Raw genomic sequence first — 13,490 nt, 5'->3', positions numbered from 1 at the left:
CCATGCCCGCCCTTTATTACGGCGCGCATCTGGAGTATTTCAATCGGAAATTCTCCCCCATATCCCAGGAATAATCATGACAACGCCTTTGCAAGCCAGCTCAACACCGCAAAAGAAGAAATCTCGCTTCTTTCTTGGTTTTATGGCTGTTCTGGGCGCACTGTTTTTCGCCTTGTTTCTGAGCCTTGGCATCTGGCAAGTCGAGCGCTTGCAATGGAAACTCGACCTGATTGCCCGCGTCGATGCGCGCGTTCATGCGGATCCGGTGGCCGCGCCTGGCAAGGATGATTGGGCAAATGTCAATCAAGCCGATGACGAATATCGGCATGTCACGCTGACAGGCTCTTATCTCAATGACAAGGAGGTACTGGTTCGTGCATTGACTGAACGTGGTTCGGGATTTTGGGTGCTGACGCCTTTGCGTTCAGATGATGGTACACTGACCTTCATCAATCGTGGCTTCATTCCGGATGCCAAGCGCGATCCATCTTCACGCGTCGAAACACAAATCGCGGGAGAGACGACGGTAATTGGCCTTCTGCGCATGCCGGAACCTGATGGCTTTTTCCTGCGTCCCAACGACCCTGCCCGCAATGACTGGAATTCTCGTGATGTCAAAGCTTTCGCTGAAAAAGAAGGGTTGGGGATAGTCGCGCCATATTTCATTGATGCGGATGCTAAATCCAATCCCGACAATGTGCCAATCGGTGGGCTGACGGTTGTTACTTTCCGCAACAACCATCTTTCTTATGCAATCACTTGGTTTGCACTTGCAGCCATGATTGCTGGGGCCGCCATTTTCGTGTGGAGGCACGATCGCAAATCAAAGGACTAAGAGCATATCTCCCAGAAGTGGAAGCCGGTTTGGGAAAAGACATGTTCTAAATATGGAGAGCGTGGCCGAGTGCTTTCATGCTAGCTTCGGCAAAGCCTTCTCCGAGGGTTGGATGAGCATGAATCGTCCCGGCGATATCCTCAAGGCGTGCGCCTGTTTCAACAGCAAGCGCAAATGCGGATGACAGCTCGGAAATTCCGACACCAACGGCTTGAATGCCGAGTATCAAATGGTTATCAGCGCGTGCGACAACCCGAACAAAACCATCCTCCCGTTCGATAGTCATCGCACGTCCATTCGCCTGAAACGGGAAGATGCCGGTCTGAATATTATGACCGGCCTTGCGCGCTTCATCTGGAGATAAGCCAACTGTTACGATCTCAGGATCAGTAAAGCAGACAGCCGGGATGCAACGCTTATCCCAGGCCTGTTTGCTGCCCGCGATGATTTCAGCAACCATTTCGCCCTGCGCAATCGCCCGATGCGCAAGCATGGGTTCGCCCGTCACATCGCCGATGGCATAAACGCCGCGCATCGAGGTGCGGCACTTATCATCGATGCGGATAAAGCGCCCGTCCATATCGAGCCGGATTTCGCTCAAACCCCATCCATCGGTTTGTGGCTTGCGGCCAACCGTCACCAAAATCTTGTCAGCCGGAATTGTTTGTGTTTTGCCATCAGCCAGCAACACATCAAGTGCTTTCCCATCAGCAGATAGGCCCCTGGCCGAAGTATTCGTTAGTACTTCAACGCCGAGTGTTTTCAGCCTTGCCATGATCGGGCGCGTCAACTCTATATCATATTGGGGCAGGATGCGATCCGTGGCCTCAATGATGGTGACTTTTGCACCAAGCTTTGCAAAGGCCGTGCCAATTTCAAGCCCGATATAGCCTCCGCCAACAATAGCGAGCTTTTCAGGAATATTATCGAGTGAAAGCGCTTCCGTCGAAGAGATAACATTGCCGCCGAACGGCAGTGACTGGATTTCAACCGGCACGGACCCCGTTGCGATTACGATGTTCTCGGCATGGATAGTCTGGCGGCCAGTATCGGTATCGACCAAAACTGTTTTACCATCCATAAAACGCGCTTGCCCCTGGAACATTCGAACGCGGGAGCGTTTCAAAAGTCCGGCGACACCGCTGTTCAGGCGATTGACGATGCCGTCTTTCCATTCAAGCGTTTTGGCAAAATCGATCTTAGGACTTTCAGCTGTGATGCCAAGCGCGCCTTTAGACGCGAAGGTCGTGAGGCGATGAAACTCGTCAGCGGCATGAATAACGGCTTTTGATGGAATGCAGCCAACATTGAGACAGGTACCGCCCAGCCGCTTCTTCTCGACCAGAACCGTATCAATTCCAAGGTGGCCTGCGCGAATACCGCAGACATAACCGCCGGGACCACCGCCAATGATCAGAAGTTTGCAGGAAATCTCACTCATCCGATCAACCCTCTACAAAAATCATAGCTGGTGTTTCCAGCAGGCTTTTCAGCTTTTGCACGAATACCGCCGCATCCCATCCATCAATAACGCGATGATCGAAGCTGCAGGAAAGGTTCATCATTTTGCGCGGCACAAATTGTGTGCCGTCCCACATCGGCCGCACGGCTATTTTGTTTATGCCGACAATCGCCACTTCCGGGCGATTGATGATTGGCGTGGTTGCAATCGCGCCTAGTGGCCCCAATGACGTGATGGTTATCGTAGAGCCTGTCAGTTCTTCGCGCTTGGCTGTGTTGTTGCGCGCAGCTTCCGTTACCCGCGCAAGCTCTGATGCGGCTGCAAATACAGACAGGCTTTCCGCATGACGCACCACCGGCACGATCAGGCCGTTTGGCGTCTGTGTGGCAATGCCCACATGCACGCCGCCAAACTGCCGAATAACGTCTGCTTCATCATCGAAATGTGCATTGAGACCCGGTTGTTCTTTGACTGCCTTGACGATTGTGCGGATAACAAATGGAAGCACGGTCAGGCGTGGACGCCCTTCCTTTTTCTCATTGTTAAGCCCCGTGCGAAGATCTTCAAGCTGTGTCACATCCACTTCTTCAATGATGGTAATGTGCGGAATGTGGCGCTTGGCTTCCGCCATGCGCTCGGCAATCTTGCGGCGCAGGCCGATAAGCTTGATCTCGTTGATCGACGTGTCTGCAACATAACCCGACACTGCAGACGCGGCACCGCTTTCAGTTTGGAAAAAGGTATCCAGATCTTCATGCGTGATGCGTCCTGCAGGGCCGCTACCTTTAACACGTCTTAAATCAACCCCTCCATCGCGTGCGCGCAATCTGACCGATGGTGTTGCCAGCGGTTTTTCACCTTCGGCTCGCACCGGCCCTGCTCCGGCAAAGGCCCGGCTTGAGTTCTCTTTTTTCTGTGCAACGGGTTTAGGTGGAACGGGAGTCTGCAGCAGGACTGGCGCTTCCCCGCCAGTGGGCTGCGGCCGAGGTGATTCAGCAGACGCGGCAGCTACAGGTTCTGACGCTTCCGCTTTTTGTTCGCTGCTTCCACCTTCGATTTCAAGGCGAACGAGTTCGGAGCCAACAGCAATTTTCTCGCCGATTTCTCCATTCACCGCGATAACTTTACCGCTGCGCGAAGAAGGGATTTCAACCGTTGCCTTATCGGTCATAACGGCAGCGAGCAGATCATCCTCACGGACAATATCGCCAACCTTCACATGCCATTCGACAAGTTCAGCCTCTGCAACGCCTTCGCCAACATCAGGGAGCTTGATCGCAAAATAAGCCATTTAAGCCTCCATGATTGAAGCGAGTGCACGACCGACACGATCTGGCCCCGGAAAATAGGCCCATTCCTGCGCGTGTGGGTATGGCGTGTCCCAGCCCGTTACGCGGATGATCGGTGCTTCGAGATGATAGAAACATTCGCGCTGCACAAGTGCCGCAAGCTCGGCACCATAACCGCAGGTCAATGTTGCTTCATGCACAATGACACAACGCCCGGTCTTCCTGACAGAAGCCATAATTGTTTCCGTGTCGAGTGGGAGCAGCGTGCGAAGATCAATCACTTCCGCGTCGACGCCAGTTTCCTCCGCTGCTGCCAAAGCCACATGAACCATCGTACCATAGGCAAGAACAGTCACATCGCTGCCTTCACGGCGGATCGCGGCCTTACCGAGCGGCACGGTATAGTAGCCTTCTGGCACTTCTCCCAGATCATGCTTTTTCCAGGAAATGACGGGCTTGTCGTGGTGTCCGTCAAAGGGTCCGTTATAAAGCCGTTTCGGCTCAAACATGATGACTGGATCAGGATCTTCAATCGCTGCCAATAACAGGCCTTTGGCGTCCGCAGGCGTTGAAGGCACCACAGTTTTCAGACCGGAAACATGGGTGAAAAGGGCCTCGGGACTTTGGCTATGCGTCTGACCGCCATAAATTCCGCCGCCCGAAGGCATACGGATAACGATAGGACAGGTAAACTCGCCCGCTGAACGATAGCGAAGCCGTGCAGCTTCCGAAACGATCTGGTCATAGGCCGGATAGACATAATCCGCGAATTGTACTTCGATGCACGGACGCAAGCCGTAAGACGCCATACCTATCGCCGTACCGACAATGCCGAGCTCGCTGATTGGTGCATCAAAACAGCGTTCCTTGCCGTATTTCTTCTGCAAACCCGCTGTACAACGGAAAACACCGCCGAAGTAACCCACGTCTTCACCGAACACGACTACCTTTGGGTCACGTTCCATGGCAATATCGTGGGCGTTCTGGATCGCTTCAATCATGGTAAGCTTTGTCATAATCAGAATCCCGCCTCCTGACGCTGACGAATAAGGTGCGGCGGCGTTTCGGCATAAACATCTTCAAACATGTCACGCATCGACGGCTTGCGACCATCATGAAGCGTGCCGATCGCTTCTGCGTCGCGCTGCGCAGTAACCACGAGATCGAGAATTTCCGCTTCCGCCTGTTTGTGCCGCTCGTAAGACCACACACCACGCTGGATGAGATGATTTTTCAGCCGCAGGATGGGATCACCCAGCGGCCAGGCATCGCTTTCGGCCTTGGGACGATAGGCAGACGGGTCGTCAGAGGTCGAATGTCCGCCGACACGATAGGTGACATATTCAATGATGGTCGGGCCAAGATTGCGGCGTGCGCGTTCGACTGCCCATTTTGCGACCGCATGAACCGCAAGATAGTCGTTTCCATCAACCCTGAGCGCCGGAATGCCAAAGCCATGTCCCCGCGCCGCAAAAGTGCCAGAACCACCGCGGGCAATGCCCTGAAATGTTGAGATCGCCCATTGATTGTTGACGATATTCATCACCACCGGGGCTTTATAGGTGGATGCAAAAACAAGTGCCGCATGGAAGTCACTTTCAGCGGTAGAGCCGTCACCAATCCATGCAGCCGCTATTTTGGTGTCATGGCTAATGGCTGAAGCCATCGCCCAGCCGACAGCCTGCGTATATTGCGTGGCGAGATTGCCGGAAACGGTAAAAAAGCCATGTTCTTTCGAGGAATACATGACGGGCAACTGGCGACCTTTAAGCGGGTCCTGCTCGTTGGAGAAAATCTGGTTCATCATGCTCACGAGCGGATAATCGTCAGCGATGAGGAGTCCGGCTTGTCGATAAGTCGGGAAATTCATGTCGCCCTTGCGCAGCGCCTTGCGAAAGGCACAACTGACCGCCTCTTCACCCAGATGCTGCATATAGAACGAGGTTTTCCCCTGCCGCTGCGCCATCATCATACGGGCATCGTAAGCACGCAGGATCATCATGTGGCGGAGGCCGTCTTTCAGCTCTTCATCAGTCAGCGTACCCGCCCAAGGGCCAACCGCGTCTCCTTCGCGGTTCAGTACCCGGATGATGCTGAAAGCCAGATCGCGCATTGCTTCCGGCTTTTCGTCTATCTCCGGTCGTCTGACACTCCCTGCCCGCGGAATTTTAACGTGGGAGAAATCTGGAGTATCGCCGGGGCGCCACTCCGGTTCTGGGACATGCAGAGAAAGTACGACATCATCGCTCATGCAGGTGTTCCTCGTAAACTTGCACAAAATGTCGAATGAAAGAAACTGCGCTTTGTTCCGCCTGTGAGCTTTAACTTAAGCGAGTTGCCGATCCAGATAGGATCAGCTTCATTTCCTCCCATGCGACGTGAAGCCGGTTTCCTCCTCCGATTTCACTTTGGTAAAGGTGGAACGGGTTTTGAAATAAAGCAAGATTATTCTTCAAAGATTACGGATGGTATTTTTTGGAGGGGTTCTGATGACGCTGAATGACGATTTAAGTCTTTTCCGGAAATAAGCTTATACATTTGTTTTTATATAAATTTTTAGTGAAAAGATATGATATTAAATACGTAATATTATTGCTTTTAATTAATGATAAGACCAGTACTATACGGTACGTTTTCGGCACTCGAAACGCTGCGTGAAGCGTTTAGCATAGGGGATGAGGCACTTTGTCCACTGGTTCATCCTGTACTGTGCCACTTAGCCAGTATCCTTAAACAAAAAAGCGGCCCCTTTTCGGACCGCTTTTTCAATTCAGTGATGTTTGTTGCCTTCGCGCGCAAGCTCCGCGGTCGGGTCTCCGGCGAGGCGCTTCCGCGCCCTGTCATCCATCAATTCATACCACATTGCATTCAAAACTGCGAAAGCTGCAGCAAGTGGTAGGCCCAGAAGCCAGGAAAAATACCACATCTTGCTCTCCTTTCTCGATTAAGGTTATGCGGGCGACAATGGCCCGAAGACAGGCTAGTAAGCGTGATTGCTTTCGTCCTCGATGTCTCGCTTTTCAACCTTGCCCCAGAGGACTTTGTAGACCCAAGACGTATAAGCGACGATGAGTGGCAGGAAGATCAGCGTCACCACGAGCATGATGAACAGGGTCATATGGCTTGACGATGCATCCCAAACTGTCAGGCTTGACCGTGGATCGATTGACGATGGCAAGATGAATGGGAACATCGACACACCGACCGATGAGATAATGCCGAAGATCGACAATTGGCCAATAAGCAATGGCGCCACTTCACGCTTGCTGCGCAGCAAAACAAACAGAAGCAACGGTCCGAGAATACCGAGTATTGGTGCAATCAACAGTACCGGATAGTTCAAATAGTTGACGAACCAAGCACCATGATCAAGCTCGACAGTTTTGCGTAAGGGGTTGGATGGCCCACCTGTGACGACTGCGCTGGTAATCTTATAGCCAGACACCCAATACCAGCTGATGACGCCGGCGGCGACGTAAAGAACACTGGTGAGCAATGCGGCAATGCTGCCATAGGCTCGCGCCCTCGCCTGCACTTCGCCGGTTGTCTTCAGCACAAGCCAAGCTGCGCCGTGCATGGTAAGCATGGTGACTGAAATCACTCCGCAAAGAAGTGCGAATGGATTAAGAAGTCCGAAGAATGTTCCGTCATAGAATATCTGGAGATCACCATTGAAGCGGAATGGCACACCCTGAAGCACATTGCCGACCGCGACCCCAAATATCAACGAAGGTACGAAGCCACCGATGAACAGTGCCCAGTCCCAGCCCGTGCGCCAAGCATCACTGTCGCGCTTGGAGCGGTATTTGAAACCGACCGGTCGCAGGATGAGTGCAAACAATATGGCAAACATTGCCAGATAAAAGCCAGAGAAGGACACAGCATATAAGGGTGGCCAGGCGGCGAAAATTGCACCGCCGCCGAGGATCAACCAAACCTGATTGCCTTCCCATACCGGGCCGATGGTGTTGATGATGACACGGCGTTCGATGTCGGTTTTGCCAATGAACGGCAAAAGTATACCGACACCAAGGTCGAAACCATCCATCGCGGCAAAGCCGATCAGCAAGACCCCAAGCAGCACCCACCAGATGATGCGCAGTGTTTCATAGTCCAACAATTCGCTGAGTATCATGATCCTTACTCCGCTGGCGCAATGCTTTGAGGGGCGAGCTCCGCCTCCGGTTTGCTGTCAGGTTCGGGGCCGGCTTTGATTGCGCGCAGCATCAGGCCCATCTCGATGATGAAAAGGACCGTGTAGATCGCAACGAAACCGACGATTGTGAAGAGAACCGTCGAAGCACCAAGATTGGAGACTGCAACTGCTGTCGGCAGGATGCCTTCAATGATCCATGGCTGACGTCCGAACTCGGCAACAATCCACCCCATCTCAGCAGCAATCCATGGAAGTGGGATAGCAAAGACTGCCACTTTCAGCAGAAACCGATGACGATCCAGAGCGCGACGTGCTGAGAGTACGAAGAAGGTGCCTGTCAGCAAGATCAGGAAGAATCCTATACCGACCATAATGCGGAAAGCCCAGAACAGCGGCAGAACGCCGGGAACGGTATCGTTCGCAGCCTGAGTAATCTGTGCATCTGTCGCCTGACGCGGATCATCGACATAACGCTTCAAAAGAAGCGCATAGCCCATCCACTGGCTGTTATCGGCAAAGCGGTCTTTTACTTCTTGCGAAACAGCATTGGTGTCGCCAGCCGCACGAATCTGCTGCAACGCATCATATGCGATGATGCCTTTGCGAATATGACCCTCAGCATTTTCGACAAGCTGTTCGATACCTTCGATAGGTGTCGTCAGCGAGCGTGTTCCAATCAGACCCATAACCCAGGGAATATGCACGGCATAATGGGTTTCGCGGGTTTCCTGATCAGGAAAGCCGAACGCAGTAAATGAAGCCGGAGCTGGCTCGGTTTCCCACATGGCTTCGATTGCAGCAATTTTCATCTTCTGGTGTTCGTTTGCAAGATAGCCGCTTTCATCACCCAGAACGACGACTGAGAGGGAAGCCGCAAGACCAAAAGACGCTGCGACGGTCATTGACCGCTTGGCAAGCTCGGTTGAACGCCCCTTCAATAGATACCAGGCTGACACGCCGAGTACAAAAATCGAAGCCGTCACATAGCCAGCCGAAACAGTATGTACGAATTTCGCCTGTGCCACAGGATTCATCAGAACCGCAAAGAAGTCAGTAATTTCCATCCGCATGGTTTCAGGATTGAAGGCCGAACCGACCGGGTTTTGCATCCAGCCGTTAGCAATCAGAATCCAAAGCGCCGAAAAATTGGAACCGGCCGCAACTGCATAGGTCGCCATAAGATGGCCGACCTTGGAGAGACGATCCCAACCGAAGAAGAAGAGACCAACGAAGGTCGCCTCAAGGAAGAAGGCCATCAAACCCTCAATCGCCAGCGGCGCTCCAAAAATGTCGCCAACATAATGGCTGTAATAACTCCAGTTCATACCGAACTGAAATTCCATCACAACACCAGTCGCGACACCCATAACGAAGTTGATACCAAACAGCGTACCCCAGAATTTCGTCATCTGCCGCCAGATGAGACGTCCGGTCATGACATAAACGGTTTCCATGATGGCCAGCAGCACGGAAAGACCTAATGTCAGAGGTACGAAGAGGAAGTGATAAAGTGCCGTGATTGCAAACTGCAATCGCGACAGGGAGACAATATCGAATTCCATCTCTTTAGCCGGAAAGTCCGGTCCTCCTGATTTTATGAGCTGCTACCGGCATGCGCCAAAAACAGCCCCTTATATTACTTTACCTCAGGGAATTGAGGGTTTCACCAAAAGGCGCCTGTCCCTTGTCTACCGATTTAACCAGTACGCCTTGATCCAAAACAATCGCTCGATCACAAATCTGTGCTTCGCGTCGAATATGCGTTGCTATCAACACACTACGTCCCTGTGCCTGAGCGCTTAGGCGACGAAGCACATCCTCAGCTGTTGCCTGGTCGAGCCCTTCGGTAGGTTCGTCCAGCAGCCATAAAGGTGCATCCGTCAGAAAAAGACGAGCCAAGGCGAGGCGTCTGGCCTGACCGCCAGAAAGCCCAAGTCCGCCTTCGCCCAGAACTGTATCCAAACCTTCAATCTGGGCTTTCATAAACTCGCCAAGCCCGGCTGCATCCAATGCAGCATTCAAATCCGCGTCGGTGGCATCCGGCTTTGCGAGTTTGAGATTGTCCCGGATACTGTCTTTAAAAAGCTCAGTGCGTTGCGTCAGAAGACGCGCAGGAACAGCGTGAACCTCGCCACTCTCAGCGCGTAACTCACCTGCAAGCAAGTTGAACAGGGTGGACTTACCAGCGCCACTCGCGCCGATGATCGCAACACGTTCTTCAGCGGATATAGTCAGATTAATCCCGTCAAGCGACTTCGTATTTGAGCCCTCGTGGCAGAAAGATACATTTCTCATCTCAACCGAATTGCCAGTATCGGGCAACGACAATACCGGAATCGTATCAGTTGTTTCCAATGCCGGAACAACACGACGCGCCGCAAGTATCGTGCGACCGAGCTCCATGGCACCGCGTCTGAGCGTTAAAAATGGTTCCATTGAACCCAGAATGATCAGGAGTCCCAGCGCAGCCACAGGCGCATTGATGAGTTCTGCCTGCACGAGGAGCCCGACACTGATCAATGCTCCAGCCATCAGTCCGGCATGGAGTATTCCAAGTTTCACTCCGGTTGAAATTTCAATGCGGTTCAGTACACGGTCGCTCGATTCAACGTAACGATCCGCACGAATGATATTGGCGTTTTGATGAACCAATCTTCCCGCCATGATAAGCTCAGTCTGTCCGGCCACAAGATCAACGGTTCGGGCGCGCAAGGCTTCTGTTCCTTTTGCACGCTGTCGCATCGGTTTTTCCGAACGTCTTGCGGCCCGAAGCGGAAAGCCTAGTCCAAATCCCAACAGCGCCAACAAGAACACAATTCCGAATGCTGGATGCATCAACCCAAGTGCGATACCTGCAACGATAGCAGTCACAAGAGCTGCACCAGCCGGTACGAGAACACGCAGATAAAGAGAGTCAAGCGCGTCGATGTCAGCAGTCAGCCGGAACAAAAGTCGCGCTGGGCGCTTCAGCAATACATTCGCTGCGGAAGGTCGCGCCCATGCCCTGAAAAGCTTCTCACGAAGAGCGGCAAGAATAGCCAAAGTGGCTTCATGTGTTACCAACCGTTCCAGATAGCGCGTTCCCGTGCGCAGGATCGCAAAAAAACGAATGCCTGCAGCTGGCATAAAAACATCAAAAATAATGGCAGTTGAAACACTCAAGCCTGCAATTGCAGTCGCCGTAATGAACCAGCCGGATAGCCCAAGCAGCGCTATGCCTGAAAGCACTGTCATTGTCGCGGCGATAATGCCGGCACAAAGCAGTTTGCCCTTGCTTCTGAAGAAAAGGCGTAAAATTGGGCGCAGTGCTTGAAGACCGTTCATTCCGCAGCCCTCTTTGGCCAGATTTGATTTGTTTCGCTCATATCATCCAGCCGAATTATACGGTCCATGCGTCCTGCGAGTTTCTCGTCATGAGTGGAAATGACGAGTGTCTTGCCCTTGGCAATGTTTATGAGACTATCGGCAATGCGGTCTGCCGTTTCGTAATCGAGATGTGCCGTTGGCTCATCGGCGAGGATTATGTCGGCGTCCTGGTCAACAGCAACACGTGCCAAGGCCAGCCTGAGTGCCTCACCACCGGAAAGTCCGGCACCGTTTTCACCAATGACGCCCGCTCCCGTAATGCCCGCGACATGGCCAAGTGCCATCTGATCCACGATCATCTGGGTTTTCTTTGCATCCGCAGCGCGGCCAAGCGTGATATTGAATCGTGCGCTGCCAGCAAAAATATGTGGCTTTTGGCCCACCCATCGCATCCGAGAACGGATTGTTGCAGCAGTTTCGTCTTCAAGAGCAATGCCGCCTATACGTATCTCTCCTGACTGCGGTGCTGCAAGTCCCGCGATCAGGGCAAGCAAAGTGGACTTGCCGTAACCACTGGGTGCCAGGAGGGCGACATGTTCACCTGGCTCAATATCAAGATTGAAATCGGTGAAAACATCCGGGCCGTTGCTGTAGTGAAAACAAACATTGCGCATGGCCAGCGAAGGTTCGGCTTCTGTCTTATCAACGTCGCTCACCGCACCGAGAACAGCCATTTCATGCGTGGCCAGCTTTTCCAGAGCATCAATAGCTGCTTCTCCCGATGCCCTGTCATGCCATACAGCGGAAAGATCACGCAAAGGCTCGAAAAATGCAGGAGCAAGCAGGAGAATAAACAACCCCTCAGCAAGCGAGAGTTTATGCCCCCACGCACCGAAATCTAGCGTTCCCAGAAGATGAAAACCGATATAAACAGCAACCATGGCAACACCGATTGCTGCAAATAACTCCAGAACGGCTGAAGAAAGAAACGCAATTCGTAAGACGATCATCGTCTTTTTGCGCAAAGTTTCCGCATTCTCACGTAATCGCGTTGCAGTCAAATCAACGGCATGAAAGCTGCGAATGGTTGCCAGACCGCGAAGTCTGTCGAGCAAAAAACCATTCATGTCACCTAAAGCGACAAGCTGCTTTTCACTGGCAGCTTTTGCACGCCAGCCAATCAGTGCCATAAAGATCGGGATCAACGGCGCTGCAATCAGCAAAGTAAGTGCAGCGATCCACGAAAACCACAAAACGACGACAAGAATTACGAGCGGGACCAACATCACACGAATGCGAACAGGCACGAAACGGGACAGGTAAGGAACAACCATTTCTGCCTGCTCGGCAAGAATGCTGGCAGCTTCACCCGATGATGGGCGTAATGCGTCTAAAGGTGATCCTTGGGCGAGCGCCGTTACTGCTTTTTCGCGAAGCTTGGCCAGTTCAGCTCGTGCAGCATCGAACGCCATTGCACCGCCACTGGCATCAAGCAAACTACGTATGCAACCCAGGAAAAAAAGTGCTGCAGCCAGATAGTAAATTGTGGCGTGGAAGCCAGTATCTGCAAGCATACCCACGCCGTAAGCGAGAATTGCTGCTTGTGGCAGCCATATAAGTGCTGCCACTGCTTGCAGCCTTGCCCCTTTTTTCAGGAGAGAAGGAACTGGACGGCGACGCGAACGACGATTTTCATTCGTTTTTTCGCTGTCTTGTTGCGTCACTTCTTCTGTCTGGGGGCTCGCGACTGTCACTCTCGCTTAGGCTCCTTTTTGGCCGCTGTTCTGCCGCGTCCCAGTGCTACGATCCTGTCGGTCGTTTCCAGAAAACGCGTAACCTTGGCACCAAGCGCCAGAAGGCTGGTTAATCGATCTGTATCGAGCTTCTTAACGTCGTCATACCAGTTGGTAAGTCGCTCAATAAGCGCATACATGTCCTTCATGCGCTCCTGTGCAAACTTGTCACCATCGTCTTGTGGCTGTTCCATCAGAACTTCACGCAACACTGACAATGTGGGGTCGATTTCGCGCTTCTTGCGTTCCTCAGCCAAAGTTCGCAAGATCACCCATACATCGCCTGGCGTAGTGAAAAAGTCGCGGCGATCTCCGGGTATGTGTTTGAGCAGCACAAGGTTCCAGCCTTGCAACTCACGTATGCCCATCGAAACATTGGAGCGCGACACACCGAGCGCATCAACAATATCGTCCGCACATAGAGGCTCAGACGACAGGTACAGCAGGGCATAAATTTGACCAACCGTACGGTTGATACCCCAGCGGCTACCCATCTCTCCGAAGTGGAGTACAAACGACTGAACAATTGGCGTTAATTCCAAGTCTTCTCTCCCGTAAATTCTGAACTTTCAGAAATTACTGAAATTCAGATAATTTAAATTGCCTGATCCTTCAATCCGCATGTCTGGATACTTGCTCCATATGGACA

At 52.5% G+C, this 13,490-nt stretch carries 11 protein-coding genes; 1 reads left to right on the top strand and 10 read right to left on the bottom strand.

Features of this window, described 5'->3' with window-relative positions; genetic code table 11:
- The first annotated feature begins 76 nt into the window (after nucleotides 1-76).
- Nucleotides 77-835 (top strand): SURF1 family protein, encoded by a 759-nt coding sequence (locus H5024_RS17550; RefSeq protein WP_187548379.1) that lies wholly within the window; start codon nucleotides 77-79, stop codon nucleotides 833-835.
- A 46-nt stretch (nucleotides 836-881) separates the two neighbouring features.
- Here H5024_RS17550 and lpdA read toward each other — a convergent pair whose 3' ends face one another.
- From lpdA to H5024_RS17500, 10 genes are all read right to left on the bottom strand, one after another.
- On the bottom strand, nucleotides 882-2,276 hold the full coding sequence (lpdA, locus tag H5024_RS17545; RefSeq protein WP_187548378.1) for a dihydrolipoyl dehydrogenase: 1,395 nt from the start codon (nucleotides 2,274-2,276) through the stop codon (nucleotides 882-884).
- A gap of 4 nt (nucleotides 2,277-2,280) precedes the next feature.
- Nucleotides 2,281-3,588, bottom strand: a complete 1,308-nt coding sequence (locus tag H5024_RS17540) for a dihydrolipoamide acetyltransferase family protein (protein WP_187548377.1) — start codon at nucleotides 3,586-3,588, stop codon at nucleotides 2,281-2,283.
- A complete protein-coding gene (locus tag H5024_RS17535) occupies nucleotides 3,589-4,602 on the bottom strand; it encodes an alpha-ketoacid dehydrogenase subunit beta (RefSeq protein ID WP_187548376.1) in 1,014 nt (337 codons plus the stop codon). It abuts the gene before it with no gap.
- Nucleotides 4,603-4,604: 2 nt separating this feature from the next.
- Nucleotides 4,605-5,837: a 3-methyl-2-oxobutanoate dehydrogenase (2-methylpropanoyl-transferring) subunit alpha gene (locus tag H5024_RS17530; protein WP_187548375.1), complete on the bottom strand. Its 1,233-nt coding sequence runs from the start codon at nucleotides 5,835-5,837 to the stop codon at nucleotides 4,605-4,607.
- Nucleotides 5,838-6,356: 519 nt separating this feature from the next.
- A complete protein-coding gene (gene cydX, locus H5024_RS17525) occupies nucleotides 6,357-6,512 on the bottom strand; it encodes a cytochrome bd-I oxidase subunit CydX (protein ID WP_187548374.1) in 156 nt (51 codons plus the stop codon).
- 54 nt (nucleotides 6,513-6,566) lie between these two features.
- Nucleotides 6,567-7,721 carry a cytochrome d ubiquinol oxidase subunit II gene (gene cydB / locus H5024_RS17520; RefSeq protein ID WP_187548373.1) on the bottom strand — a complete coding sequence of 385 codons (1,155 nt, stop codon included), beginning with the start codon at nucleotides 7,719-7,721 and terminating at the stop codon, nucleotides 6,567-6,569.
- Between the two features lie 5 nt (nucleotides 7,722-7,726).
- Nucleotides 7,727-9,304, bottom strand: a complete 1,578-nt coding sequence (locus tag H5024_RS17515; protein ID WP_187548372.1) for a cytochrome ubiquinol oxidase subunit I — start codon at nucleotides 9,302-9,304, stop codon at nucleotides 7,727-7,729.
- Nucleotides 9,305-9,383: 79 nt separating this feature from the next.
- Nucleotides 9,384-11,066: a thiol reductant ABC exporter subunit CydC gene (gene cydC, locus H5024_RS17510; RefSeq protein ID WP_187548371.1), complete on the bottom strand. Its 1,683-nt coding sequence runs from the start codon at nucleotides 11,064-11,066 to the stop codon at nucleotides 9,384-9,386.
- Nucleotides 11,063-12,802: a thiol reductant ABC exporter subunit CydD gene (gene cydD, locus H5024_RS17505; RefSeq protein ID WP_187548370.1), complete on the bottom strand. Its 1,740-nt coding sequence runs from the start codon at nucleotides 12,800-12,802 to the stop codon at nucleotides 11,063-11,065. Before cydD ends, cydC begins: the two co-directional genes overlap by 4 nt.
- Entirely contained in the window at nucleotides 12,799-13,383 is a 585-nt protein-coding gene (locus H5024_RS17500; protein WP_187548369.1) for a GbsR/MarR family transcriptional regulator, read from the bottom strand. Before H5024_RS17500 ends, cydD begins: the two co-directional genes overlap by 4 nt.
- Nucleotides 13,384-13,490: the final 107 nt, after the last annotated feature.

Origin of the sequence: Ochrobactrum sp. Marseille-Q0166 (genome assembly GCF_014397025.1) — a bacterium.
In the GTDB taxonomy this organism is placed as follows: domain Bacteria; phylum Pseudomonadota; class Alphaproteobacteria; order Rhizobiales; family Rhizobiaceae; genus Brucella.
This window is presented reverse-complemented; position numbering and strand designations above follow the sequence as displayed.